Raw genomic sequence first — 25,783 nt, 5'->3', positions numbered from 1 at the left:
CATATGATGAGGGATCAAGTTGTATTGGTTGATTGCCCAAGAGACGCTGTTCAAGGGCTTCATAACTTTATTGAGACAGCTAAGAAAATTAAACATATCAATACGTTAATCGAAAGTGGGCTGTTTGATGTTATTGATTTTGGATCTTTCGTTTCGCCGAAAGCAGTTCCGCAGTTGGCGGATACAAAAGCAGTACTGGAAGGAATCAGAAAGACCGATAAAGTGAAATTATTGGCGATTGTAGCCAATTTACGGGGGGCACAAGAGGCAGCTCAAGAGGAGAAAATCGATTTTTTAGGGTATCCATTTTCAATATCGGAAACATTTCAATTGCGAAATACGAATATGGGCTTGGCAGCTTCTTATCAGCAGGTAAAAGAAATGAAAGCTTTGGCCGACGCTAATCATAAATCTTTGGTTATTTATATTAGCATGGCTTTTGGGAACCCCTACAACGATCCTTGGTCACCACTATTGGTAGAAGAGTGGATCGGGAAATTATACGATCTGGGTATCCGGGAATTTTCTTTGGCAGATACTACTTCAGAAGCCGATGCGAATCAGATTTCAGCATTATTTAGTATTGTTAAAGCTCGTTTTCCACAACTAGAAATAGGGGCACATTTTCATGCAAGGCGAGAGGAGAGCATGGCAAAGATTGACGCCGCTTATCTCGCCGGCTGCCGTAAATTTGAAGGTGCATTACTTGGTTATGGCGGTTGTCCATTTGCAAAAGATGATTTGGTTGGCAATATACCTTCAGAGCTCTTGTTGCAGTATTTTGGACGAGGAACTGATGCTGAAATAATCGGATTGGAGCATAGCTTCAGGGAAATGATTTTGTAGAGGGAGATGGAAAAACTAAATTTTATAAAGGTGCGCATTCAGCAGCATGTGTTCAATTTGACGCTGGCCCGTTCGGATAAAAGAAATGCTTTTAGTCCGACTATGGTGAACGAAATCGCCTATGCATTGAATCTGGCGAATAGCAATCCCGATATTCGTTTAGTACAAATAGAGGCTGAAGGTCCAGTGTTCTGTGCCGGTATGGATCTTAAAGCTTTTGAAGATCCTACAGTGGATATCGGTAACCCGGCTATTCCAAAGGTTGAAAAGTCTTTGGCAGAAATATTTGCCTGTTTAGATAAGCCTTCAATCTGCGTTGTTAGGGGAGATGTTATTGCAGGTGGTTTTTTGATTGCATTATCTTGCACTTACTTATTTGCACTGCCCCATGTACGTTTTTCTTTGCCGGAAGTAAAAATCGGACTCTTTCCATTTCAGGTATTGGCCTTACTTATGGAATATATGCCTGAAAGGAAAGCGATGGATCTCTGTATCAGGGGAAGTTCTTTTTCTGCTCAGGAGGCGTTGGATAAGGGCATCCTGTACGGAGTTTTGGATGTTGAAGAAACTGCCTTGGTCGAATTGAGAGAAACTATCCTTAAAAATGCTCCCTTGGCTATAGCAAGGGGTTATGGTGCACTCCGAAGACTAAAAGAACGAGGCTTTGATGATAAGTATAGTTTTCTCTTAGATGCATTGGCGGATTTGCGTAGATCCGATGATTTCAAAGAAGGAATGGATGCCATGCGTGATAAAAGAAACGCTAATTGGAAAAATAGCTAATTAAAATGATCGAAAACTCGGTCTGCTTGTCAAGGGGGAGAATTCCCAAGGAATAGAACTAAGGATAATCAGTAGAGCTAGTCCAAACCAGATGAATAATATTTTGAAACGTCGATCGCTTGTATCGGCGTTTCTACTTTTAAGGACACCTAATGTTAAGCAAATTGCGGCAATAATCATCATGCTACTGTGTTCCATTCCGAAGAAGCGAATCTGCCTCAGATGAACTGCTTTGTTGAAATGTTGCAGGAAGTATTGTGTAATGGGGCTCAATACATAGAGGCCAACACCCATAGCTAGCTGAATATAGAAGGAAATAACCGTTGTTTTTACAAGAAATTGATCGATAGGGGAGAATGGAAGTTCCTTTTTTCTTTTGTAAAAGAAGTCGACGAGACTAATGGCCAGTATCATCAGTACTTCCCATCTCCATAAAGAATGCATCGCTAGGATGAAAGGATAAATGTAATTCATCATACAAACAAAGATGAAAATAAAATAGATTGAATGCTATTAGAATCTACGACGCTCATTAAAAATAACGTGTATTTTCATTGTTTGAGCATTCGCCTTAAATAACCAAGTGATATATTTACATCTATTTATTCTTTATATAATATTATTAATTTACTGATTGTTAGTTTGTTTTGTGTTGTTATTAACTTCTGGTTAATACCGATTCCGAGCGTTATTTACTGTTTTTTTGATGGTATAAACTGACAGTATGAAGAATGACACGGTAATCGTTAGAAAGATCGTTGTACGATTTGTGTGATAAGAACAAACCTAGACCCAATAGTTATGATGTTATTGTATACTTTGTTTTGGATCGTTTTTAGCTCGTCTACGGCACTGTTTTAGGGTTTGCGAGGGTTAGTGTGGTTTTTAATCTATTTTGGCTTAGAGCGCGGTTATTTTGATTTTTCTGGGGGTTTAAATTAGTATAGGGTATTAAATGGGTGTCAAGTAATGGTCAAAGTTGGATTTTATGTATTATGAATTTTGTAATTTTTTTTAATAAATATCTGTTTTTCATTATTTTTTATTGATTTATATAAATTTTATATTTAGATGTGTTTGCCGTTAAATTTACGGATTGCATGCGGTGAAATGAGAAGAGAGGTAAATTGAGATTTATATATTTTTTAACATATTTTTGGAATTATATCAAGTTTACTTTTATATTAGTGTATTAATTAAATAATACAGTAGTATGGTTACTATCCAAAATCTAAATTTCAGCTATAGTAAATCGAGGCCACTCTTTGTTCAGATGGATCTTGAGTTGAAGCAGGGGCATATCTATGGTTTATTAGGGAAAAATGGTGCCGGCAAATCGACTTTGCTTAAGAATATTGCCGGTTTGGTCTATCCTATTTCAGGGCGAGTCGATGTACTGGGGCATAATCCTAACAGAAGGGAACCTTCCTTGTTAAGGGAGATTAGTTTTATTCCCGAAGAATTTTATTTGCCTGCGGTAAAATCCGAACAGTTTCTGAAGGCAAATGCAGGTTTTTACCCCAAATTTAATCGCGAATATTTTGATCGTCTTATCGATGAGTTCGATATTCCAGTCGAGCAAAAACTGGCTAGTATGAGTTACGGGCAGAAAAAGAAATACATTATTTCCTTTGGTTTGGCTTCGAACACTAAAGTGATCATTATGGATGAGCCAACTAATGGATTGGATATTCCTTCTAAGGTTCAGTTCCGGAAGATCATGGCTTCTTCGATAACGGAAGATCGGTGTGTGATTATTTCGACACATCAAGTACGTGATCTGGATAATCTTATTGACGCTGTTATTTTGCTTGATGATCATAAGGTGGCACTTAATGCTCCGATGCATGTGATTACTGATCGTTTATGCTTCAAAAAAGTAAGAGAATTGCCTTTGGATACACTCTATTCCGAAGAAGGGGTGAGTGGTTTTAATGTAATTCTTCCAAACTCGGCGGCAGAAGATTCGAAGCTGGATCTGGAGCTGTTATTTAATGCTGTTCTACAGTGCAAGGAAAAGATTACGAACCTTATAAAACATGATGAATATGTCAAATCTATTTAACTCTACGCGTTTTTTGGGGCTGATTCGAAGACAATGGATTGGTTTTGGCCGAATTTATCTAATGTCAATTGGAATTATTGCTGGGGTAATTTTTGGTTTTTACGCGGTTAACTTTGGGTCAAATTATGATGATATCAAGAAGAACACTGTTTATTCGGTGCTAAATTTCAGAGCACCATTATTTTGTATCCTGGGCCTCTTTTTTGTGACAGTCATCTCGAGCAGTTATTTTGCAGATTTAGGGAAGAAAACTCGGGCGATTTTTGAATTGATGATTCCGGCTTCACAGTTGGAGAAATTCTTGGTGAGTCTCTTCTATACAGTTGTGGTGAGTATTGGCTCTTATTTATTGGTGTTTTATTTGATCGATCTGGTATTTGTCTCTTATTTGAGGAGTTTTGGCTCAGTGACTGTGAAAGAAATTCATGCTGCTGGGGAGGAAATCAGTGTTGATGTTTGGTCATATTTCTTTAATGTAAGCTATCCGGATCCAGCTTATTATTTTTGTTTTTTGCCCTTTCTTCTAAATGCTATCTTCTTACTTGGCGGCATTGTATATAACAACTATCAATATGTAAAGACTGCTATTTTTCTCGTGCTTTATTGTGTTGTTTGGATGTGCCTCTTTGTTTATTTGATGAAAACCCAAACCCAGGATACTGTGGGTGTCATGGATAATAATTATTGGTCTGATTCAAATCACATTTTTGCATTGATTGGCGCAGTGGGAGTGTTTCTTACCCTAATGATTTGGGGAGTTGCTTTTTTAAGGTTAAAAGAAAAGGAGATTTAACATGGAGTTCAATGCAAATAAAGCCATTTACCTTCAGATCGCCGAATATGTATGTGACCATATCTTGCTAGCGACTTGGAAAGTGGATGAAAAACTTCCATCGGTAAGGGAGTTGGCAGTACAGATGGAGGTTAATCCCAATACTGTAATGCGGACCTATGATATGTTACAGCAGAAGGAAATTATAGCAAATAAGCGTGGGATCGGTTTTTTTCTGACACAAGATTCTGTGAAAAATGTGAAGTCATATAGAAAAGCAATTTTTCTAGAAGAGGACCTTCCACTATTTTTTCGTAATATTTATTTGCTAGAAATTGGTTTGGATGAATTGGATCAGCGCTATAAACGTTTTGTTAGTCAGAATTTTAATCAAAATGAGTCATGAAATTAAGTACAAAAATAATAATGGGATTAGCAATAGGCTTATTCGCGGTTCCGATGCTTGTCGCATCCTACCTAGTTAGTATAAATCGGGTTGATGCGAAAAAATATAATGCCGCTGTTGAGCAGGAGGTATCGAAGCCAGGTGCGAAAGATGTTTATTACCGGTCGTTCCCTCTGGCGGCTTTCGATAAGCTTTATCTTGTAGGTACCAATGAAAGTGGTATAGGGTTGTATTGGGTGAAAAGTGATAAGTTTATGGTTAAAGTTAATAAAAGTCAAGCTGACTTTGTGAAAACGAATGTCGATCAGTCTGGCAATCTTACCTTAGATCTTTTACCTGGAGGAGAGGGATTTTATAAGTCAATTTATATTTTTTCGCCTGATCTTAAGGTTTTAAAATTAAAAAATGCGGGTATTAACGAGTTATCTGCCAAGTTGGACGAGTTGACTGTTGTCGGTGATAGTGTTGATGTGTTATCCCTTGCGGAGAAATCCGTTATAAATACGTTGAATCTAAACCTTACAAATTCCACTATTGATGATTTTGGTGGAACTGACAGTCGGGGAAATTCTCTTGTCAATCGTTTATTTGTTAACACGACGAATAGTGTTTTGGGACTTCCGCGTACGAATTATCAACGTGCAGATATTGTTGCAAACAACTCAGAAGTTTATTTCAATAGGAAAGGGCCTGAAGCCAAAGTTGGTCTTCTGAATATCAAAACAGAAGGGAAGTCGTCTGTTCGGTTAGATAGCTTACAATGGGGGGCGCTGAACGGAAGTTTGTCCAACGATACGAAAATAGATTTGCCTGTCCATGCGTTACGGTCCTTAATTAAATAAGACTTTATTGACGGATTGCGCAATGGGTGGTGGATTGCAAAGCTAGTTATACTTTGAAAGCGTCAAAATTCCATAGCGGAGTTTTGACGCTTTCTTTAAAGGGATGATGTAGATTTTCGGTGTTCTATGCTGCAGTCCAAAAAATACGTTTCGAATTCGAAATAATTCTTTTTGTTTTTTTTCTTTAACATCTGCAAGAGAAGCTCTACTGATTTTTCTGCCATAAGCTGTGTCGGCTGGGTGATTGTTGTTAAAGATGGGTTGAGACTGTTGGCAAAAGGGGTGTTGCTAAAGCCAATTAAGTTCATGTCGTCAGGAATTTTCACCTTTAATTTATTTAATATGTGCAAGACTTTTAGCGACAAGGTGTCTGTCGTTGAGAGGAGTGCGTTTGGAGCGGAGGGCTTATTTAATAACGTGTTTATTTTGCTTTCCAGTTCGTCATCGATATTATCTTTGGGGCTTGAGTAGGATATTTCAACAATATTTTCTTCTTTAAAAGGAATAGAGGCGTTAAAGAGGGCATCTTTATATCCTTTTATTCTGCTTACATTTCCACCGATATCTTTGCATAATAAAAGAATGATGTTTTCGCGTTTGTTTTTGATCATTTCTTCTGTTGCCTGGTAGATGACCTTGTTGTTTTGGATTCCGATTTTGAATGTATCGAGCTGATGGTTTATTCGGTCAAAAATAATAACAGGGCAAACCTGGTCCATCATATAAAACAAAAGCGATAGGCTCGAGTCATTTTTTACAGGGGAAATGATTACTCCTTCGATATTGCTTTGTATGCAAAGTTCTAGCGCTTCTTTTTCTTTTTTCTCATCGTTAAAGGTTTGCAATAGAATCAGCTTATAATTCGTCTGCGATAGAATGTGGGAGATCTCTTCGTAGAAATCGAAGAAAAATGAGCTTGAGATAAATGGAACAATGATCGCTAGGGTGTTTGATCGCCCCGTTTTTAAGCTTTTTGCGGAGAAATTTGGTATATAATTAATTTTCTGCGTGAAATCTAAAATTAACTTTTTTGTTTCTGCGCTTATTTCATGGCTATCATTTAGTGCTTTGGAAATGGTTCCTGGAGAAAGGTTTAACTGTTGGCCAATCTCTTTTAACGTAAATCTCTTCATGTGCTCGATCCTCTTTCATTGATTACAAACGTTCTAGCGTCAATACGATGGTAAGATAGCGCTAGAATTATTCTTGAATTATCGGCTGCTATTTTTAATGTATTAAGCCCGTAAATTCTTGAAATTATAAAGATAAGATAAAAAACATGTTTTCAAATGGAGATCAAGAAAAGCGTTGTTGATGAAAAAGAAGTTTTCCGCAAGTGTTAAACAAAAAAAGCTAATCCTGCGATTAGCTTTTTTTAGTGATCCCGCTGGGATTCGAACCCAGGACCCATACATTAAAAGTGTATTGCTCTACCAGCTGAGCTACGGAATCCTTTCTGTTTTTGAAAGTGATGCAAAGGTAGAATTTCTTTTGATATATGCCAAATTATAGCGTGCAAATTTTAACGAAAAGGCCTTAACTGCTTAATAAATAAATGGATTATTTTTTATCGCGTTTTTTTTTGCATGGATTATTCGGTCTGCTCCATTGATATCTTTTATGAGTTTGACCTGTTCGAATCCTTTTTTGACCATAAGTTCTTTCATTTCTGCGCCAAGATATTGGTTGATTTCAAAATATAGATCCCCATTTGGGGCTAAATGTTGTAGCGCGAAGGATGAAATAACATCGTAAAAAATCAATGGGGCACTTTCTTCGATAAATAAAGCTAGCTCCGGTTCGTAAGCCAATACATTTTGATTCATATGTTGTTTTTCTCCCGGAGTAATGTAGGGCGGATTGGATACGATGATATGATATTGCTGATCAGAAAAGATGTATTCCCATTCAAATATATCCGCATTGATAAATTGAACCTGAGTTTTTAAAATCTTCGCATTTTCTTGTGCTGTTTTTATCGCCTCTTTTGATATATCTACCGTTGTTACTTGAGCATTATTGAGGTGTTTTGATAAAGTGATCGAAATGCAGCCCGAACCAGTTCCTATGTCAATAATTTTCAGGTTTTGAGAAGCTTTGTGGTTTTTGATAATCAGATCGACCAGCTCTTCAGTTTCCTGGCGTGGAATGAGGACTGATTCATTGACCTGGAAAACCTCCCCATAAAAATCTGCTTTATTGAGTATGTACTGTATAGGTCTGTGCTTTTTTAGATCCTGAAGGATACTGCGTACTTCGGCCTTATCCGCCTCGTTGACGATATCGGTTTTTCTCAATTGATAGTTGGTTCTGTTTAATCCAAATGTTTCGGCAACTACTAGGAAGAATATTGCTTTTATTTCATCTTCCTCATATAACTGCCGAAGCTCCTCTTGAAATAATAATTCGAAATCTTGAAGTATTTTCATGTGTCAAAGGTACGATTTTCATAGATTTGTACCTATGGATATGCACAAGTACTATATGCATCGTTGTTTGGAACTGGCCCAAATGGGTGCGGGGTCAGTGAGTCCCAACCCAATGGTTGGGGCTGTCATTGTTTTGGACGGTAAAATTATCGGTGAAGGATATACTTCTCCATATGGTGGGCCGCACGCTGAGGTCAATGCGGTACAGCAGGTGATGCAAAAGTATGGGGAAGAAGCAAAACGGCTTATTGAGAGAAGTACTTTTTATGTCAGCCTTGAACCTTGCGCGCATTATGGGAAGACGCCCCCCTGCGCCAATATGATCGCGGAGCTGAAACCTTTGAAAGTTTTTATAGCCTGTTTGGATCCTTTCGCAAAGGTTAATGGAAAGGGTGTGGAGATACTACGGGAAGTGGGGATTGAGGTTGAAATTGGTTTACTGGAAAAAGAGGCCGTATGGCTCAACCGTCGGTTTTTTACACGTATTGGTCAATTCCGTCCCTATGTTATTTTAAAATGGGCACAAACCAAGGACGGTTTTATAGGACAAAGGGACAAACAGGTTTGGATAAGTAATGCAGCTAGCCGACAGTTGGCTCACCGTTGGAGAGCGGAAGAAGACGCCATTTTGGTTGGTACAAATACCGCAGTTGTAGACAATCCAAGTCTGACTGTAAGAGATTGGCAGGGTAGCAATCCATTACGTATCCTTTTAGATAGAGATCTTGCTATCCCACGAGATGCCAATATTCTCAATGAGCAAGCTGATACAATTGTGTTCAATGCTAAAAAGACTGCATGGGAGGCAAACATTAAGTATATTGAGCTTGAAAATTACGGGTTGTATCTGCCGCAGAATATTCTTTATCAACTATATTTAATGGATATTCAGTCGATCATCATAGAAGGTGGACGTGCGACCCTACAGATGTTTATAGATGCAGATCTTTGGGATGAGGCAAGGGTATTTGAGTCTGAGACAACCGTATTGAACGGGATTGAGGCTCCTCAATTTAACGGACAATTGCTAGAAAGCAAATTGGTTTCCAATGATCTGTTAAAAATCTATAAGAAACAGTAATGATTAAATTGTATATTTAGGGAATTATAAGCCATAGCCGGTTAATTTAATTCTTAAAATTACAATTATGTTAGTTACAGAAAACTTAATGCAGTTTATCTGGAAACTTCGGCTATTCCATGCAAATGGGCTGCATTCTACGGATGGAGAATCCTTGGTCGTTGTTGATGTAGGGCAATATAATACAGATTCCGGCCCCGATTTTCTCATGTCACATATTAGGTATAAAGATGATGATTGGTTTGGTCATGTCGAGATACATGTTCAATCTTCGGATTGGGATCGACATGGTCACCAAGATGATGTTGTTTATAATAACGTTATCTTACATGTGGTTTGGAAAAATGATAAAGTTATCTACCGAAACGATGGGACATCTATACCGACATTGGTGCTTTCGGAATATGTGGAACAACCTCTGTTAGACAGGTATTCAACAATGATGAACACAAAAAGTTCGATACCTTGTGAATTTCAGCTTGGTTCAGTGGATCTTTTGAAAAAATCCATGTGGCTGAGTACTTTATCTATTGAGCGTCTGGAAATGAAGGTTCAACAAATTTTGGTGATTTTAAAACAATTTAATACAGATTGGGAAAAAACGTTATGGGTGTGGGTCTGCAGATGTATGGGATTGAAGGTTAATGCCGATACATTTCAGGAGCTTGGGGAAAAATTACCTTTGAACATTTTACAAAAATATCGTTCAAACCTGTTTAAAATAGAAGCTCTTTTCTTTGGAATCAGCGGGTTGTTAATTCAGATGCCAGGCAGCGAGTATATGAAGCAGCTAGCCGGCGAATTTGAGTATCAAAAGCATATCCACGGTATAGAAGTTACTTATGGGATTTGGAAAAGGATGAGAATGAGACCCTACAATTTTCCCGAACGGCGAATCGCTCAATTAGCTGTTTTGTTTAGTAAGAACGAGTTGCGAGTTGCCCAGATTTTGGCCGTAGATGATTTGGAGACTGCCCGAAAATTATTTAGCATAGAATCGTTGGACTGTTATTTTGGCGGAAATTTTTCTTTCGGTATAAAAACGAAGATGAAAAAATCGGTTCGATTAGGTAAAGAAACTATTGATACACTTGTTATTAATGTAATTATCGTATTTCTTTTTTCATATGGTAAATATTTCAGTATTCAGGCCTATATTGATAAGGCCTTAGATCTTTTGGAGCAGCTTCCTGCAGAAAAAAATGGTGTTGTGAGACAGTTTGCTCAATATGGCTGGCATGCTCAAAGCGCCTTGCAGAGTCAGGGGATTTTACAATTAAAGAGATTTTACTGCGATCGGAAACGCTGCCTTCATTGCAGAATCGGATCTGAAATTTTAAAAAGAAATTAATTCTTTAAAATCTCTGCGATCTCCTTGTGGCCTTTTTCATACGCCAGATCCATTGGAGCTAATCCTGAAATATTGATGATTCTGGTGTCGGCTCCATTTTCGAGTAAGGCAACAATAAAATCGATATTACCATATTGTGCAGCGAAATGAAGTGGGGTTTCGCCAGTCGCTTGAATGGCATTGACATCTGCATTAGCGTCGATAAGCAACTTACCGATCTCATCATTGTTGTTTGCCGCGGCAATATGTAGCGCAGTGGTGAGCTGTTCGTTTTTGGTTACGACATTCGGATTGACTTTTTTGGCGAGTAAAAGACGGACAATATCTGTTTTGTTGAAATATGTTGCTAAGGTCAATGGCGTAAAGCCCTGTGACGACCATTCATTGACAACAGATGGTGCTTGCGAAATAATGGCCTCTACGTATGAAGTCAACCCAGCCGCGCAGGCCTCATGGATAGTCATGGATTTGGTGTGTTGTAAAAGTGTCCGTATGATCTGGGGTTTGTTGTAATAGCAAGCCAATAGTAGGGGAGAAATTCCATGACTCGTTGTTTCCTGTAAAAGTTCGGGATTTCCAATCAATAATAAGTCGATATCATGGCTTTTGCCTTCTTCAATATATTGTTCTAAAACGGAAAGGTTCATGTCTTAACAAATTGTCTAACGTTGTTACTAAAATAGACTTTATTGACGAGAATAAATATTTGATTTGCGAAAATAGTTGTATTTAATTTTGCTTTGGATTGAACTGAAATTTAGAAGAAGGGTGTTTTTGCGGGGTGAATTGGATCTTAAAATCCGGAAAAACATTGTTTTTAGCGTATTTTATATACACAAATGTGTAGTAATGCATATAATGTTTTTGTAAATTAAAAAGTAGATGTACTTTTGTTAAGCCCCTCCCAAGGGCATGTTTTTCATAGGTAGATGTAGGGTCGGGTGTTTCTCACTACGACCCTTTTTTTATAGCTTTGTTTTTATTATATTAAAAGAGATGTCTAAGAGAAAAATTGTTATTGCCATTACTGGAGCTAGCGGCTCAATCTATGCTGAAGTTTTACTGAAAAAACTATTGGTGTTAAAAACACAGATCGCAGAAGTTGGGATTGTAATGTCGAATAATGCGAAGGATGTATGGCGTGCGGAGTTAGGCGATGAGAGTTATCAGGATGTACCGTTCAAATTTTACGATAAAGGTGATTTCTTTGCTCCTTTTGCATCAGGATCAGCTCGCTATGATACGATGATTGTCTGTCCGTGTTCAATGGGGACCTTATCAAGAATAGCCCACGGAGTGTCTTCTGACCTGACAACGCGAGCGGCGGATGTTATGCTAAAAGAACGACGAAGATTGATTTTGGTTACCCGTGAGACACCGCTAAGTATTATACATATCCAGAACATGAAATTGGTGACAGAGGCCGGAGGTATCATTTGCCCAGCATCACCTTCATTCTATAGCTTACCAAAGACTTTGGAGGATGTTGCAGAAACTGTGGTTGATCGGATTTTGAGTCTTGCTGGGTTTGAATTTAAACATTATCAGTGGGGAGAAAATGCCTAGTATTTCCTCGTTGAAATCTATTTTTAATGTTCTTTAATAAATTTGTATTTTGTAACTTTGTTTCTCGAAATGAAGCAATCACGAGCATCACGCGAAAAAGTTATTTATAGCTATATGATTTATAGTGATAAAGCCACCGTCTGTCCATGCATACTACGCACGCTACCCGCTTCGATAAACAAGTTGTATCCTTTTAATTTCAATCACATTCATATATGAAAAGCTTATTGATTACTTCTGTTAAAGTAATTTTACCTGGTAACGAATTTCATCAGCAGCAAGTTGATGTATTTATCGAAAAGGGAAAGATTGCACAGATTGGAAAATCTGTCAAAGTAGCTGATAAAAACATAGAGACCATAGATGGTGCTGGGAAAGTTTTAGCGCCAGGTTTTTTTGACCTACATGCCAATTTTGGAGAACCTGGATTAGAAACCAAAGAAGATATCGTTAGTGGAAGCGCAGCTGCTGCTGCTGGAGGATTTACTGGAGTAGCCGTAATGCCGAATACCGAACCGGCGATTCAAAGCCGTTCCGAGGTTGCACTTATTGTCAATACAGCGAAAGGAAATATTGTTGATGTACATCCAATTGGAGCGATCAGTAAAAAGAGAGAAGGGAAAGAACTGGCCGAGCTATTTGATATGAAGCAAACGGGTGCTGTCGCTTTTAGTGATGGAAACAGGAGTGTACAGCAGGCGGGATTAATGAGCAGAGCGTTGTTATACGCTAAGGGATTCGATGGATTGATTTTTTCACATGCTGAAGATGAGTCTATGGCAGGTGGAAACAAAATGAATGAGGGTGCGATGAGTACTTATTTGGGAATGAAAGGTATTCCTAACCTGGCCGAATCGTTAATGGTTTCTCGTGATCTGTATTTAGCGGAATATACTGGAGCTCCAATTCATTTTGCATCCATCAGTACTCCAGAAGCTGTCGATCTGATAAAAAAAGCGAAAGCAAAAGGTCTTTCAGTAACATGTGATGTTGCTGCACACCAATTGGTATTTACTGACGAAGATATTGTCGGTTTTGATAGTAATTATAAGGTAAGCCCCCCATTACGCACAAAGGCAGATCTGAAGGTGTTACTTAAAGGTATTAAGGACGGTACTATTGATGCTGTCGTTTCGCAACATACGCCGCATGAAATAGAATTTAAGAATGTTGAATTCCATATTGCAAAAAATGGAATTATTGGACTGCAGACCGTATTACCACTCCTGGTTCGTGCTGGATTAAATGAAGAACAAATTGTCAATAGTCTTTCAGTTAGACCTCGGCAGATTCTAGGACTTGAAGTTCCTCTTATTGAGGAAGGGGCAATAGCCAATCTTGTTGTATTTGACCCCGTGAAGACTTGGAACTTCGATGAAACAACAAATAGATCTAAATCTAAAAATTCGCCATTATTTGGACAGACTTTAAAAGGTGCTGTCGAATTGATCATCAATAATAATCAAATCATAAAAAACGATTAAAACCATGGAAGCAAATATTAAAGCAGCCGTTGAGGCAGGTATATTAAATTATGGCAAGGTTGATGGGATCTCGACTGCCCCGGAGTTTCTTCAAAAGATTATAGGCGTATTCAATACGGAAGCAAGCTATCTAGAGAAATTAGAACTGTTGGATCAATCTTTTGATGATTATCCACTTTTTGATGAGTTGCGTGAGGTTTATGTAGACCTTTTACTCATGAACTTTTTTTCCAATGATGTTTTAAAGCTTGAAGATGACTATTTGGATTCCGAGGAATGGGAGGCTATAGAAGATGAAACTATAGATAGGGGAACAGAATTGTTGAATATTTTTCTTTATTTAGGAGAATGCAAGGACGATGAGATTGAACCTGAATTGGATGACTTCCTAAAGGAATTTTTATTAGTTGATGAAGATGAATTTCAGGATGAGCATGAAATTTATGAAGATATCATTGCCAATCAAATTGTAGTAGATAGCCCGTATGCTGAAATTGCAAAAGTAGGAAAAGGATTAAATCCGAGAAGTGAAGTCTACGAACTTTTCTATCCTATTATGAGCTTCTTTAGCGAGTTGAAACCATCTGAAAAACAATTTGACGAGTATGCAGAAGCGTCTTCCAATAAGGCATTTGATATTGCACTTTACCAAATAATTAGTACGTACTATAACAAATAATTTTATGGCAGATTCAATCAACCAAAGTAATGTAGGATTTGATGCGGTAATTGACAAAAAGAAAAGTATTATCTACGGTGTTATCCTGGGAATAATTTCTTTTATTCTCGGATTAGTCGTCTTGTTTGTTGTCAAAGACTTAAATTCCTTTTGGGGGGTAATGTCGATGTCATTTATTGTTAATACGGGTCTTTTTGTTATTATTTCAGCGCTCTTTGCATTCTCGCTTAGGAAAGCAAATGGCGGATACTGGAATTTTTCTATAGCATTAAAATCCATATTTATGATGCTTGCTATTTCTACTATTATTTCGACAATTGGAACACAACTCTATGTAAATTTCATTAATCCAACCTTACAGGAAAAGGTGGTGACACATACAATTAATGTTACAATTGAGTATATGGAAAAGAACAATGTGCCGGATGAGGTTATCGATTCAAAAATCGCAGAACTTGAAAAGCAAGTTGATGCTATTGGAAAGATAACCCTAGGACAGGTGTTCAAAGGGTTGGCTATCACGCTGATGTTTCAATTTGTTTTTGCATTACTGTTATCAGCCTTGACAAAACGAGAGAAATTGGTGATTAAACAAGAGACCAATTAGTGTTTAATAAAATAATTCGACCCTATAAGGTATTACTGAAAAAGTAATACCTTTGTTGGTATTATAATACTACATTTTAGCATGATTAACATTCACATGGATATTTCTGTTGTTGTTCCTTTATTTAATGAAGAAGAATCCTTACCCGAATTGACAGCTTGGATCGACCGTGTCATGGCGGCCAATCATTTTTCCTATGAGATTATTTTAGTTGATGATGGGAGCAAAGATAATTCCTGGAAGGTTATTGAAGAGTTGAAGTTAAAGAATACGAATATTTCTGCGATAAAGTTCCGACGCAATTACGGAAAATCTGCGGCTTTAAATGTGGGCTTTGCTGCGGCTCAGGGCGATGTAGTTATTACAATGGATGCGGATCTACAGGATAGTCCAGATGAGATTCCTGAGCTCTATGACCGGATCGTAAACAAGGGAGCAGATTTAGTATCGGGTTGGAAGCAAAAGCGCTATGATCCATTGACCAAAACAATCCCAACCAAATTATTCAATGGGGTGACAAGGTCTATGTCTGGAATTTATAACCTGCATGATTTTAATTGCGGTCTTAAAGCGTATAAAAAAGATGTTGTTAAAAACATCGAGGTTTATGGCGAGATGCATCGTTATATACCCGTTATTGCGAAATGGGCTGGATTTACCAATATACAGGAACAGGTTGTACAGCATTACCCACGTAAATACGGTACAACCAAATTTGGACCGGGCCGTTTTGTAAAAGGTTTCTTGGATTTATTATCCATATTTTTTGTCGGGAAATTTTCGAAAAGGCCGATGCACTTTTTTGGTGTTATGGGCGTGATCAGTTTTCTTGCGGGTTTATTTATCTCTATCTATCTGATTTGCCACAAACTGATGAGTATCGCTAGCGGTACACCATTTAGAGATATAACCGACCAACCTTTATTTTTCTTTGCGCTGACGGCGATTATTTTGGGGACACAATTATTTCTGACGGGGTTTTTAGCGGAGTTAGTGTCAAGAAGTAGCTCCGACCGGAATGATTATCAAATTGAGAAGGTCATTTAAAATAATATGCGAATTGTGATTTTAGGATCCGCCTATCCTTTAAGAGGAGGTGGGATAGCGTCTTTTAATGAACGATTGGCAGTTCACCTTCAGGAGGTAGGGCATGAGGTGGACATCTATTCTTTTAGCCTACAGTATCCTAATTTCCTTTTTCCCGGAAAGTCACAATATTCGGATGAGCCAGCACCAACTGGCCTTCATATTAAGACCACGGTCAATTCAATTAATCCATTTAATTGGATTAAGGTTGGTAAAGAACTAAAAAAGGCAAATTATGATTTGCTTATTGTGCGGTTTTGGATGCCATTTTTTGGACCTTGTCTAGGAACAATTCAACGACAAGTTCGAAAAAATAAACATACTAAAATTGTATGCATCGCTGATAATATAATTCCTCATGAACAACGGATAGGGGATAGCTTGTTGATTCGTTATTTTTTAAAGTCTGTTGATGCCTGTCTCACCATGAGTAAAAGTGTGCTGGCAGATCTGAAAATGTTAAGCCCTCAAATGCCAGCGGTATATACGCCGCATCCACTCTATGATAATTATGGTGTACATCAGAGTAAAAAGGAAGCACGTCGTTTACTTAAGATTGCCGAGGGGGATAAAGTCGTATTGTTTTTTGGTTTTATTCGTCAATACAAGGGTTTGGATATCCTCTTGGAGGCACTGGCTGATTCCAGAATACGTGCCCTTGGGGTGAAATTGTTGCTGGCGGGTGAATTTTATGGTGATCCAGTCCCTTATTTGGATCTTATAAAAAAGTATAAACTGGAAGAGTTTATTTTTATGCATACTGATTTTATTCCTAATCAGGAAGTTGGCCGGTATTTTTCAGCTGCAGATTGTGTGGTGTTGCCCTATCGTAGTGCTACGCAGAGTGGAATTACACAGGTTGCTTATCATTTTGATTTACCGATGATTGTCAGTAACGTCGGTGGATTGCCCGAATTAGTTCAAGATGGCTATGTCGGTTATGTGGTGGAACCTGATGCCCGCCAAATAGCCGACGGCATTTTTTCATTTTACCATCACGATAAAGAAGAACAATTTAGAACAAATATTATTGACGAGAAAAAGAAATATAGCTGGGATACTTTTGGCAATGAACTCCTTAAGTTGGCTGATTGATTGACTGTCGTGATTTTATTTGTATATAAAATCAAATTTATCTAAGTTTGGGAGACTGAGGTAGAAATTTAAAAGGAGGAGCGATTTTGTTACCGTTTACACAAAGCAGTTTAGCGAAGATAGAGGAGTTTTTCAAAGAGCAGGGGTATAAAGTGAGGTACGAGAAGGGCTCTTTTCGTACGGGTGCCTGTATGTTGCAGACAACAAAAGTTGTAGTAGTCAATAAGTTTTCGAATCTTGAAATAAAAATCCAGTCGTTGTGGAACATATTGCTGGATATTGAGATTGATCCGGAGGCTATTTCTGAAAAACTTCTTCCACTGTATGAAGATGTGTTGAAATCAAAAATTGTAGCTTGAGAATAACATTTTTAGGAACCGGAACATCACAAGGCGTACCTGTTATAGCGTGCCAATGTCAGGTCTGTCAGTCTGAAGACAAACGTGACAAGAGATTACGTTCTTCTATTCTTATTGAATATAATCAGCGGACATTGGTTGTCGATACTGGTCCTGATTTTAGATACCAGATGCTTCGCGAGAAAGTTATGCATTTGGACGCCGTATTAATGACGCATTCACATAAAGATCATATTGCCGGACTGGACGATGTCAGAGCTTTTAATTATCAGCAGCATAGTTCTATTTCAATTTACGGCACCGAAGCACTTCACGAAGCGCTAAGGCGTGAATTTTATTATGCATTTACGGAAGTTAAATACCCAGGAGCCCCTAGGCTGGACTTGGAAGAGATAAAGGCCGGTGTGCCATTGCCTTTATTCGGAAAGGAAATTATGCCTATCGAGGTTCTGCATTATAAAATGCCTGTGTTGGGCTTTCGAATTGGAGATTTCGCCTATATTACCGATGCCAAATTCATTTCTGACGAATCAAGAAAATTATTGGAAGGAGTAAAGATTCTTGTTGTAAATGCTTTACAGAAGGAATCCCATATTTCACACTTAACCTTGGAAGAGGCGATTGAATTTGCCTATGATATTCATGCCGACAAAACCTATTTTACGCATATTGGGCATCGAATGGGCCTGCATGAGGTTGTTTCCAAGGAACTGCCTGAAAATATGTTTCTCGCCTATGATAGATTGCAGTTGGATATATCCTAATCTCTTAAATCTAAAACTATAGTCCTTTTTTCGTTGTTATACCTATAAAAATAAAATAAGGTATTAAAATTATAAGAAAATGGGAAATCTATTGTACATCATCGCCGTTGTTTTGGTTATCATCTGGGCGATTAGTTTTTTTGGAGGTTATGCGGCTGGGAATAATATCATCCACATTCTTTTAGTGATCGCAATTATCGTGGTATTGTTACGTGTCATTCGGGGCAATGCTTAAAATCCATTTAAATTAGTTTCAAATAAAGTTGGGCAATTTGTAAGTCTTGGGGATAGGTGATTTTTATATTCCTGGAATCACCTTCAACAATATGAATATTTTTGCCCGTTTTTTCTACCACGGAAGCATCATCGGTAAAGAGGGGATCCTCATCTTGTTGATAGGATTTTAATAACAGTTTGCCAAGGAAGACTTGCGGCGTTTGTATTAACCAAATCTGATTTCTATCTGCGGCGGTATTTGTGGACATATCGCCTAAACGCACCGATTCGACACTCTTTTGTGCCAATACAATTGCCTGATGTTCGTAAGCTCCCTGAAAAGCCTTTCTAATTAACTCGTCTGAAATAATTGGACGGGCTCCATCGTGTACGGCAATATAATCTTTGGGGCCAATGTCGAAGTTTTGTTTAATGTAATCTATACCGTTCTTTACACTTTCAAAACGAGTTCTTCCGCCAAATGTAACATGTATTGGGCTGTCAAATTGATACTTTACACATAATTCGTTCCAATAGCTTTCCATTGCTTCACTGATCACCAATATAACTTCTGAAATGGTGTTGGACTGCGAAAAGCGATCAATAGTATGCATCACGATCGGCAGTCCATTCAAGTTAAGAAATTGCTTTGGAAAGTCGCTCTTCATCCTGTTTCCGGTTCCTGCAGCAACGATTATGACAAAGTTCATGGTATTATTGAAAGATTTTATTTAAAAAAAACGTGGATAGTTATGAGGCCATCCACGCTTTTAGTTTTTATTATATCAGATCGTTAGATAATTAACATGGCATCGCCATAGCTATAAAATCTATATTTTTCTTTTACAGCAACTTCGTATGCATTCATGACGTTTTCGTAACCAGCGAAAGCAGCAATCATCACTAAAAGTGTAGATTCTGGCGTGTGGAAGTTTGTAATCATCGAGTTTGCAATACTGAAATCGTAAGGAGGATAGATGAACTTACTGGTCCAGTCCGATGCCGCTTTTAAGTGGTGGTCTGCAGAAACTGAAGATTCTATCGCGCGCATGGAAGTCGTTCCCACGGCACACACACGACGTTTATTGTCGATCGCTCTATTGACAACGCGTGCAGCTTCATCCGTGATGATAAACTGTTCGGAATCCATCTTATGTTTGGTTAAATCTTCGACTTCAACGGTACGGAAAGTTCCAAGGCCAACGTGAAGAGTAACCTCTGCAAAATCAACACCTTTTAGTTCCAGGCGTTTCATTAACTCTCTGGAGAAGTGAAGTCCCGCTGTAGGTGCAGCGACAGCCCCTTCATTTTTTGCATAGATCGTTTGATAACGGAATTTATCTTCCGGTGTAGCTTTACGCTTGATATATTTAGGAAGCGGAGTTTCACCTAAGATTTCGATATTACGGCGGAACTCTTCATCGGTACCGTCAAATAAAAATCTAATTGTACGGCCACGAGAAGTTGTATTGTCGACCACTTCGGCAACCAATAAATCATCATCACCGAAATATAATTTGTTGCCTACACGGATTTTACGCGCAGGGTCTACCAATACATCCCAAAGACGAAGTTCATTGTTCAATTCACGCAACAAGAAAACTTCAATCGTCGCTCCAGTTTTTTCTTTATTTCCGTAAAGGCGCGCTGGAAAAACTTTAGTATTGTTTAAGATCATGACATCTTTGTCATCGAAATAATCCAATACATCTTTGAAAATTTTGTGTTCAATTTTACCAGTATCTCTGTGTAAGACCATCAAGCGTGATTCGTCACGATTTTCAGAAGGTTCAGAAGCAAGTAATGATTCTGGTAAGTTGAATTTAAATTGTGATAACTTCATCTTTAATAATAGTATATATTAATATCTGCCTTTCAGTGCATTACAGTGCACCGAATACCAGGCTGCCAAAAGCATACAAAGTTATAACTTTTTCGGGTATAGAGAGGCCATATTTCTAATTAATGTATATATTTTTGGGGATTTTGACATTAAATCAAAACTATATTGTATTTTAGAATACAATTATGCTATTTTTTAGATTGATATTGGAGAGTTGTCAGTTTGCTTTTTCGGCATTAAAAGACAATCGTACACGCACCCTACTATCGTTGCTAGGTGTTACCATCGGTATTTTTACGATTATTGGTGTATTTTCTGCGGTAGATACCCTAAGAAATAATATAGAGGAATCAGTCAAGAAGATTGGCAGTAAAACACTCTATATCGAAAAATGGCCCTGGGATGGCGGCCCAAATTTCCCTTGGTGGAAATACTTGAATAGACCTGAGCCCACATACAATAATTACCTGGATTTAAAAAGTCGGATGACGACGGCCGAGTATATGGCGTATATGATCAATATCGGCAATACGACTATAAAATATAAAAATAATTCGGCCCAAGGCTCATCGGTTAATGCTGCGACTTACGAAAATCTTTACATTCAAAATTTGAATATTGTAGATGGTCGTTACTTTGCTGAAAGTGAGTCGAGGGGAGGAGCCCTTGTGACTGTATTGGGAGCAAATATTGCAGAGGGGCTTTTTCCGAATGAGGAGCCTGTTGGCAAATATATCAATATGTTAGGCCGAAAAATTCAGGTCATTGGTGTATTAAAGAAAGAAGGAAATGGTGTATTGATTAATACCTCTCCGGATGATACAGCCTTTATTCCTTTCGAGCTGGCGAGAAATTTGGTCAACTATGATAATTTCTCACCAAGTATAGCGATGGTTATTAAATCAAACTACACGCTTGGCGAGGCTGAGAGCGAAGCGAAGACACTTATGCGGTCAATTCGTCGTATATCACCACAACGGGAGGAAAATTTCTCCATTAACCAGACAACAATGATCACAGGTGCATTGGATCAACTTTTTGGTATCATTAATTTGGCGGGTTTTTCAATTGGTATTTTTTCAATTTTAGTCGGCGGTTTTGGTATTGCGAATATCATGTTTGTAAGTGTCAAAGAACGTACACATATCATCGGAATTCAGAAAGCGCTAGGAGCTAAAGATTTCTTTATTCTTTCACAATTTTTAGTAGAGTCTATTGTACTTTGTTTGTTGGGTGGAGGGATTGGTCTCGTTGTCGTCTATTTTTTGGCTTTTGTGGTACAAGCTGCGACTGGCGTTGCTATTGTGGTCAGTTTGAAAATGGTAATGCTTACTGTTTCACTTTCTACTTTTATTGGGTTAATATCAGGGATTGTTCCAGCTTTGATGGCTTCTCGATTGGATCCGGTAGAAGCGATTCGGAGTAAATAAAAAAGGTATGTTTAAAAGGGCTCAATTTTCGATATTACATGGATTTTGGCTTTTAATCTTTGCTTACAGCTGCCTGTTGATGGCTGAAATTACTTTTCGCTATCGCGGCTTCTCTCTCGATGCTAATTTCTTGATGATTAAGCAGACCGAAATAGAATCACTTTGGTGGTATCGCTACGTGTTTTATATCCATGTTTGCACGGCTATCTTTGCCTTACCTGCCGGCTTTACGCAGTTTAATACTTATCTATTGAATAAATATCCGCGGGTCCATCGAAGTATCGGGTATTTATATGTATTCGCCATTTTGGTTTTTGCCGCTCCTTCAGGTTTGTTTATTGGATCCGTTGCAAATGGCGGGTTGACAGCTATTGTTGCTTTTGAATTATTGGGGCTTGGATGGTTTTATTTTACCTGGCGAGCGGTTCGTTTGGCCAGTCAACGAAAATTTGATAAACACCGTGATTTTATGATACGTAGTTTTGCATTAACCTGTTCGGCACTGACTCTACGTTTTTGGAAGGTTGCCTTGGTATATTTGTTTCAGCCCAACCCCATGGATGTTTATCAAATTATTGCGTGGTTGGGATGGATACCTAATTTATTGCTGGCAGAATTTATTATTTATCAAAAAAATCATAAATTATGAAGAAAAATCTTTGTTTACTGTTATTGCTTGGAGCAGTCCTTGGTTGTAAGGATGGGAAAAGTAAAAAGAATGAAGCAGCTGAAAGGAAAGACAGTGTTATTATCGACCGTGAGGCACATCAGGAACTTTATGGTAATTGGGTCGGCGACTTTGTTGTTGATGAAAGTACACTTGGAGAAGACGAGGGCTTGCCAACAACGGATTATGCTCCGAAGATAAATCTGACGATAAAGAAAATTACCGATAAAGGAGCTGTTTATGGACAGAATGTTGTAAAGGGGAATCTGCGCTCTTTTGTGGGGAAGTTGGAAGAAAACGGTGCTGATATTCGCTTATTATTGGATGAACCTGGAGACAGAAAATCCGACGGGCGTTTTGAAATTAAGCTTAATCATGACACGCTAATTGGTAACTGGTCCGCGTATGACCAGGGCGTAAAGATCAAAAAGCGAAACTTTAAATTGTTGAAAAAACAATTCGCCTATAATCCAAATCTGATGCTTAAAAATCAGGATGGAGAGGAGGGGACCTTGGTTGACTGGATTAATGAAAAAAGAAAAGAGGAAACTGACGTGGATGGTGATTCAACGTATACATACATTATACAATATTATAGGTCTGCATCTCCTGCAGTCTTTACAGTGAATGCGTCTAAGCAAAAGTTGACAGAGAAAGATCTGAAAAACCTCAAGAAATTAGATTTGGAGATTATTCGGAATACCATTTTCGCACGACATGGCTATGCGTTTACCAAACCCAGCATTCGCCAATTTTTTGAACCTGTAGATTGGTATGTACCTATTTCAAAAGATGTGAGTGCAGACTTAAGCCAACTGGAAAAAGATAATATAGCTTTGTTGACTAGGTTTGAAAAATATGCAACAGATAATTATGACACCTTTGGAAGATAATCCAGTTAGCATTACGAGACAATATTTATGCGATCAATCACACAAAAAAGGCTTTACATTGTAAAGCCTTTTTTGTGTTTTCAATAGGGATTTTTATCCTTTCTTCCGAATGGAAATCGCATTTTTATGCGCCTGTAGTCCCTCGAGTTCAGCGAGTATTTCAACCACTGATCCGATTTGTTGAAGTCCGGTTTCGTTTATATGTTGAAAGGTAACTTTTTTAACAAAAGAATCTACCGATACGCCTGAATAGGAGCGTGCATAACCTGATGTCGGTAGTGTGTGATTTGTACCTGAGGCATAATCCCCTGCGCTTTCAGGTGTTAAGTGTCCTAAAAAAACAGAACCAGCATTACTGATATAGCGTGTTAAGGATTCCCATTGGTCCGTCTCCAAAATAAGGTGTTCTGGCGCATAATCGTTTGAAAACTGTATGGCCTCCTGAAGCGTCTCAACAGTTACTGCATAGGAATTTTCAATCGCTTTTGAAGCGAGCTCCTTGCGTGGCAAAACCGCTAACTGGGCTACAAGGGCTGTGTTGACTGCATCAACTAGCGCATTGGATGTTGCAACCAGGACTGCTTGACTGTCGGCTCCATGTTCAGCCTGTGCCAAAAGATCTGCTGCCACAAATGCTGGACTTGCCGATTCATCCGCGACGACCAGCACTTCGGATGGTCCTGCAGGCATATCAATACTGACATTTGCTAGCCCCTGTATGATGGATTTTGCTTTTGTGACAAACTGATTGCCCGGGCCAAAGATCTTATCCACTTTTGGTATGGTCTCCGTTCCAAAACCCATCGCTGCAACAGCCTGAGCACCTCCAACTAAGTATATTCTGTTTATCTTAAGTAATTTTAAACAAAAAGCGACAAAGCCATTGATTTTTCCATTGGATTGAGGTGGAGAACAGACGACGATCTCTTTGCATCCAGCTATCCTTGCCGGTACACCCAGCATTAAAAGCGTGCTTGGTAACACCGCTGATCCGCCAGGGATATAAAGTCCAACTTTTTCAATCGGACGGACTTCTCGCCAGCATTTTACACCGGGCATGGTTTCCACCGTACGCTCTCTTTTTAGCTGTGTACTATGGAATTTATGGATATTTTGAAAAGCGATTTCGAGTGCTCTCTGTTGATCACGGCCTATGGTAGACGCCAATGCGTCTATATCTTCCTCGTCTAAATATAATCTGTCAAGTTCAACTTTATCAAATTTGGCAGCATATTCGCGTAATACGATATCACCTTGTTGGCGTACTTGTTGGATAATTTCCTGGACAACCTCTTGTATTGCATTGTTTGGGTCCGTATTCCTGGCTACCAGTTGCTGGATTTCGGTTTTCCCTAACGTTTTGTAATCATATTTTTTTAACATGGTTGTATACGTGCATCAAGTTTAAAGAATGATTTTTTCAATTGGCATCACAACGATACCTTGGGCACCTTCAGCTTTTAACTTATTGATCTTATCCCAAAAGTCATCTTCAGTGATAACGGTGTGTACGGCTACCCAACCTTCTTCTGCCAGCGGAACAACCGTAGGGCTCTTAACACCGTGCAATAAAGAAGTAATGGCAGGCAAATTTTTCTTTTCGACATTCAATACAACATATTTAGTTTCTTTTGCTAAAAGAACAGATTCGATTCGTTGCACTAATTCCGCCAAAACTTCATTGCCTTCTAATCCTTTTCTTCCGACCAATATGGCTTCTGAATTTTTGACATCAGCAAAGGGTTTCAAACCATTGCTTTTTAGTGTTCCACCGGTCGATACGATATCACAGATCGCATCACTAAGACCCAAACCAGGTGAAATCTCAACTGATCCGGATATCAAACGGATGTCTGCATTGATCTTATACTCGTCTAGAAAATTCTTTAGGATATTTGGATAAGAGGTTGCGATTGCTTTGCCGTTAAGGTCTTTAATGTCTTGGATGGTACTATCTTTGGGAATAGCCAGTTTCAATGTACATTTTCCAAAACCAAGTCGTTTGATGTATTCTACTTTGGATTCGGTCTCATCAATGATGTTTTCACCGACGATGCCCAGGTCGGCTATACCTTGTTCCACATATCCCGGAATATCATCATCTCTCAGAAATAATATTTCCAGTGGGAAATTCCCAACCGTGGTGATTAAAGAGCTTTTGTAGTTCTCAAAGTCTAAACCACAATTTTTCAGTAATTGAACAGATTTTTCGTTTAACCTACCCGATTTTTGGATAGCAATTTTAAGATTTTTCAACGCTTTATAAATGTTAGCAGTAAATTATTAATAATAAGAAATCAAACAAGAGGGAAGGTATTCTACGTAAGAACACATTAAATTAACATATCGCCACAATGGCGATGATGCAAATGAAAATGATGTACGTAGGTATAAACCATGTTTGTATTAATAACTGCAAGCAAATGTATAGTAAATTAATGGGAAATGCAAGACTATCATTTTAAAATTCTTATTCTAATGGACTTGTTGTTGAAATGAATTCAATTTTCTTGAAAAAA

The 25,783-nt window shown here is 38.3% G+C and carries 28 protein-coding genes and 1 tRNA gene; 20 read left to right on the top strand and 9 right to left on the bottom strand.

Going from position 1 to position 25,783, the window contains the following annotated elements:
* Positions 1 to 3: 3 nt before the first annotated feature.
* Together AAH582_RS16145 and AAH582_RS16140 are read left to right on the top strand one after the other, a co-directional pair.
* Positions 4 to 846 (top strand): hydroxymethylglutaryl-CoA lyase, encoded by an 843-nt coding sequence (locus AAH582_RS16145; RefSeq protein ID WP_343318658.1) that lies wholly within the window; start codon positions 4 to 6, stop codon positions 844 to 846.
* Positions 847 to 852: 6 nt separating this feature from the next.
* On the top strand, positions 853 to 1,629 hold the full coding sequence (locus AAH582_RS16140; RefSeq protein WP_343318657.1) for an enoyl-CoA hydratase/isomerase family protein: 777 nt from the start codon (positions 853 to 855) through the stop codon (positions 1,627 to 1,629).
* Here the strand turns inward: AAH582_RS16140 and AAH582_RS16135 are convergent, their stop codons facing one another.
* Positions 1,630 to 2,106, bottom strand: a complete 477-nt coding sequence (locus tag AAH582_RS16135) for a hypothetical protein (RefSeq protein ID WP_053003732.1) — start codon at positions 2,104 to 2,106, stop codon at positions 1,630 to 1,632.
* Positions 2,107 to 2,842: 736 nt separating this feature from the next.
* Here AAH582_RS16135 and AAH582_RS16130 point away from each other — a divergent pair.
* From AAH582_RS16130 to AAH582_RS16115, 4 genes are read left to right on the top strand one after another with little or no spacing between them, the layout of a single operon-like run.
* The gene (locus tag AAH582_RS16130) at positions 2,843 to 3,694 is read left to right on the top strand and encodes an ABC transporter ATP-binding protein (protein ID WP_343318654.1); all 852 of its coding nucleotides are present in this window, start codon (positions 2,843 to 2,845) and stop codon (positions 3,692 to 3,694) included.
* Positions 3,678 to 4,487: a hypothetical protein gene (locus AAH582_RS16125; protein WP_343318652.1), complete on the top strand. Its 810-nt coding sequence runs from the start codon at positions 3,678 to 3,680 to the stop codon at positions 4,485 to 4,487. Before AAH582_RS16130 ends, AAH582_RS16125 begins: the two co-directional genes overlap by 17 nt.
* Before the next feature lies 1 nt (position 4,488).
* Entirely contained in the window at positions 4,489 to 4,872 is a 384-nt protein-coding gene (locus AAH582_RS16120; protein ID WP_343318650.1) for a GntR family transcriptional regulator, read from the top strand.
* The gene (locus AAH582_RS16115) at positions 4,869 to 5,714 is read left to right on the top strand and encodes a hypothetical protein (protein WP_343318649.1); all 846 of its coding nucleotides are present in this window, start codon (positions 4,869 to 4,871) and stop codon (positions 5,712 to 5,714) included. Before AAH582_RS16120 ends, AAH582_RS16115 begins: the two co-directional genes overlap by 4 nt.
* 95 nt (positions 5,715 to 5,809) lie before the next feature.
* Here the strand turns inward: AAH582_RS16115 and AAH582_RS16110 are convergent, their stop codons facing one another.
* The 3 genes from AAH582_RS16110 to prmC all read right to left on the bottom strand — a co-directional run bounded on the left by AAH582_RS16110 (position 5,810) and on the right by prmC (position 8,143).
* Positions 5,810 to 6,847, bottom strand: a complete 1,038-nt coding sequence (locus tag AAH582_RS16110) for a LacI family DNA-binding transcriptional regulator (RefSeq protein WP_046674439.1) — start codon at positions 6,845 to 6,847, stop codon at positions 5,810 to 5,812.
* Positions 6,848 to 7,093: 246 nt separating this feature from the next.
* Positions 7,094 to 7,166: transfer RNA gene (locus AAH582_RS16105), tRNA-Lys, on the bottom strand.
* A 92-nt stretch (positions 7,167 to 7,258) separates the two neighbouring features.
* The gene (gene prmC, locus AAH582_RS16100) at positions 7,259 to 8,143 is read right to left on the bottom strand and encodes a peptide chain release factor N(5)-glutamine methyltransferase (RefSeq protein WP_343318646.1); all 885 of its coding nucleotides are present in this window, start codon (positions 8,141 to 8,143) and stop codon (positions 7,259 to 7,261) included.
* 34 nt (positions 8,144 to 8,177) lie between these two features.
* Here prmC and ribD point away from each other — a divergent pair, with 34 nt between their 5' ends.
* Together ribD and AAH582_RS16090 are read left to right on the top strand one after the other, a co-directional pair.
* Positions 8,178 to 9,224: a bifunctional diaminohydroxyphosphoribosylaminopyrimidine deaminase/5-amino-6-(5-phosphoribosylamino)uracil reductase RibD gene (gene ribD / locus AAH582_RS16095; protein WP_046674441.1), complete on the top strand. Its 1,047-nt coding sequence runs from the start codon at positions 8,178 to 8,180 to the stop codon at positions 9,222 to 9,224.
* A 67-nt stretch (positions 9,225 to 9,291) separates the two neighbouring features.
* Positions 9,292 to 10,575: a DUF2851 family protein gene (locus AAH582_RS16090; protein WP_343318644.1), complete on the top strand. Its 1,284-nt coding sequence runs from the start codon at positions 9,292 to 9,294 to the stop codon at positions 10,573 to 10,575.
* Here AAH582_RS16090 and AAH582_RS16085 read toward each other — a convergent pair.
* Complete coding sequence (locus tag AAH582_RS16085; RefSeq protein WP_046674443.1) at positions 10,572 to 11,222, bottom strand: ankyrin repeat domain-containing protein; 651 nt, start codon at positions 11,220 to 11,222, stop codon at positions 10,572 to 10,574. The genes AAH582_RS16090 and AAH582_RS16085 overlap by 4 nt on opposite strands.
* A 349-nt stretch (positions 11,223 to 11,571) precedes the next feature.
* Here AAH582_RS16085 and AAH582_RS16080 point away from each other — a divergent pair, with 349 nt between their 5' ends.
* From AAH582_RS16080 to AAH582_RS16040, 9 genes are all read left to right on the top strand, one after another.
* Entirely contained in the window at positions 11,572 to 12,141 is a 570-nt protein-coding gene (locus AAH582_RS16080; RefSeq protein WP_343318642.1) for a UbiX family flavin prenyltransferase, read from the top strand.
* A gap of 215 nt (positions 12,142 to 12,356) precedes the next feature.
* Positions 12,357 to 13,625, top strand: coding sequence for a dihydroorotase (locus AAH582_RS16075; RefSeq protein WP_343318640.1), 1,269 nt, complete (start codon positions 12,357 to 12,359; stop codon positions 13,623 to 13,625).
* 4 nt (positions 13,626 to 13,629) lie between these two features.
* Entirely contained in the window at positions 13,630 to 14,304 is a 675-nt protein-coding gene (locus AAH582_RS16070) for a hypothetical protein (RefSeq protein WP_343318639.1), read from the top strand.
* Between the two features lie 4 nt (positions 14,305 to 14,308).
* Positions 14,309 to 14,911 carry a DUF4199 domain-containing protein gene (locus AAH582_RS16065; protein ID WP_053003733.1) on the top strand — a complete coding sequence of 201 codons (603 nt, stop codon included), beginning with the start codon at positions 14,309 to 14,311 and terminating at the stop codon, positions 14,909 to 14,911.
* Between the two features lie 96 nt (positions 14,912 to 15,007).
* A complete protein-coding gene (locus AAH582_RS16060; RefSeq protein WP_046674669.1) occupies positions 15,008 to 15,958 on the top strand; it encodes a glycosyltransferase family 2 protein in 951 nt (316 codons plus the stop codon).
* 6 nt (positions 15,959 to 15,964) lie between these two features.
* Entirely contained in the window at positions 15,965 to 17,092 is a 1,128-nt protein-coding gene (locus AAH582_RS16055) for a glycosyltransferase (protein WP_343318637.1), read from the top strand.
* A gap of 86 nt (positions 17,093 to 17,178) precedes the next feature.
* A complete protein-coding gene (locus tag AAH582_RS16050) occupies positions 17,179 to 17,451 on the top strand; it encodes a hypothetical protein (RefSeq protein ID WP_046674448.1) in 273 nt (90 codons plus the stop codon).
* Entirely contained in the window at positions 17,448 to 18,215 is a 768-nt protein-coding gene (locus tag AAH582_RS16045) for an MBL fold metallo-hydrolase (RefSeq protein WP_046674449.1), read from the top strand. Before AAH582_RS16050 ends, AAH582_RS16045 begins: the two co-directional genes overlap by 4 nt.
* Before the next feature lie 79 nt (positions 18,216 to 18,294).
* Positions 18,295 to 18,450, top strand: coding sequence for a lmo0937 family membrane protein (locus AAH582_RS16040; RefSeq protein WP_156167667.1), 156 nt, complete (start codon positions 18,295 to 18,297; stop codon positions 18,448 to 18,450).
* A 7-nt stretch (positions 18,451 to 18,457) separates the two neighbouring features.
* On the opposite strand, the gene AAH582_RS16035 is transcribed toward AAH582_RS16040, so the two are convergent.
* Together AAH582_RS16035 and queA are read right to left on the bottom strand one after the other, a co-directional pair.
* Entirely contained in the window at positions 18,458 to 19,141 is a 684-nt protein-coding gene (locus AAH582_RS16035) for a 2-C-methyl-D-erythritol 4-phosphate cytidylyltransferase (RefSeq protein ID WP_343318634.1), read from the bottom strand.
* Between the two features lie 83 nt (positions 19,142 to 19,224).
* Entirely contained in the window at positions 19,225 to 20,274 is a 1,050-nt protein-coding gene (gene queA, locus AAH582_RS16030; protein WP_046674451.1) for a tRNA preQ1(34) S-adenosylmethionine ribosyltransferase-isomerase QueA, read from the bottom strand.
* 185 nt (positions 20,275 to 20,459) lie between these two features.
* Here queA and AAH582_RS16025 point away from each other — a divergent pair, with 185 nt between their 5' ends.
* The 3 genes from AAH582_RS16025 (at position 20,460) to AAH582_RS16015 (ending at position 23,264) form a co-directional block, all read left to right on the top strand.
* Positions 20,460 to 21,704, top strand: a complete 1,245-nt coding sequence (locus AAH582_RS16025) for an ABC transporter permease (RefSeq protein ID WP_343318632.1) — start codon at positions 20,460 to 20,462, stop codon at positions 21,702 to 21,704.
* A 79-nt stretch (positions 21,705 to 21,783) separates the two neighbouring features.
* Complete coding sequence (locus tag AAH582_RS16020) at positions 21,784 to 22,353, top strand: DUF2306 domain-containing protein (protein ID WP_343318631.1); 570 nt, start codon at positions 21,784 to 21,786, stop codon at positions 22,351 to 22,353.
* Positions 22,350 to 23,264 (top strand): YARHG domain-containing protein, encoded by a 915-nt coding sequence (locus AAH582_RS16015; RefSeq protein WP_046674454.1) that lies wholly within the window; start codon positions 22,350 to 22,352, stop codon positions 23,262 to 23,264. Before AAH582_RS16020 ends, AAH582_RS16015 begins: the two co-directional genes overlap by 4 nt.
* A gap of 93 nt (positions 23,265 to 23,357) precedes the next feature.
* Here the strand turns inward: AAH582_RS16015 and hisD are convergent, their stop codons facing one another.
* Both hisD and hisG read right to left on the bottom strand, forming a co-directional pair.
* Complete coding sequence (hisD, locus tag AAH582_RS16010) at positions 23,358 to 24,647, bottom strand: histidinol dehydrogenase (protein ID WP_046674455.1); 1,290 nt, start codon at positions 24,645 to 24,647, stop codon at positions 23,358 to 23,360.
* 21 nt (positions 24,648 to 24,668) lie between these two features.
* Positions 24,669 to 25,520, bottom strand: a complete 852-nt coding sequence (hisG, locus tag AAH582_RS16005; protein WP_046674456.1) for an ATP phosphoribosyltransferase — start codon at positions 25,518 to 25,520, stop codon at positions 24,669 to 24,671.
* Between the last annotated feature and the right edge of the window lie 263 nt (positions 25,521 to 25,783).

Origin of the sequence: Sphingobacterium multivorum (assembly GCF_039511225.1) — a bacterium.
In the GTDB taxonomy this organism is placed as follows: Bacteria; Bacteroidota; Bacteroidia; order Sphingobacteriales; family Sphingobacteriaceae; genus Sphingobacterium.
Note: the sequence above shows the minus strand (reverse complement) of the source record. Positions and strands in the feature narration are given on the sequence as shown.